The sequence below is a fragment of the Bacillus sp. SIMBA_005 genome (assembly GCF_046535585.1).
Lineage (GTDB): Bacteria > Bacillota > Bacilli > Bacillales > Bacillaceae > Bacillus > Bacillus pumilus.
The window spans coordinates 1-264 of record NZ_JAWRWI010000578.1 but is presented as its reverse complement, the minus strand read 5'-3'; the positions used below and the strand labels follow the sequence as shown (position 1 = coordinate 264).

The following is a 264-nucleotide window of genomic DNA, read 5'->3' as shown; positions in this document are numbered from 1 at the left end:
AAAAACGGACGCCCAAGAGCGTCCGTTTTTTCTTATTTCTCAAGCAATGCCAATGACTCGCGGTTAAATGCCGGTATATCGTCCGGTGTGCGGCTAGTGACCAATTGATCCTGGCAAACAACCACTTCCTTGTCCACAACGTCGGCACCGGCGTTTTCCATGTCAACACGAATGGACGTATAGCCCGTCGCTTTTCGGCCGTCGAGCGCTTTCGCATTGATTAAAAGCTGCGGGCCGTGGCAAATGGCAAATACCGGCTTTTTG

General features: G+C 51.5%; 1 pseudogene. It reads right to left on the bottom strand.

The features are described from left to right. Positions 1 to 32: 32 nt before the first annotated feature. Positions 33 to 264: pseudogene (gene yfkM / locus SB660_RS21370) on the bottom strand (general stress protein 18); the annotation flags it as partial.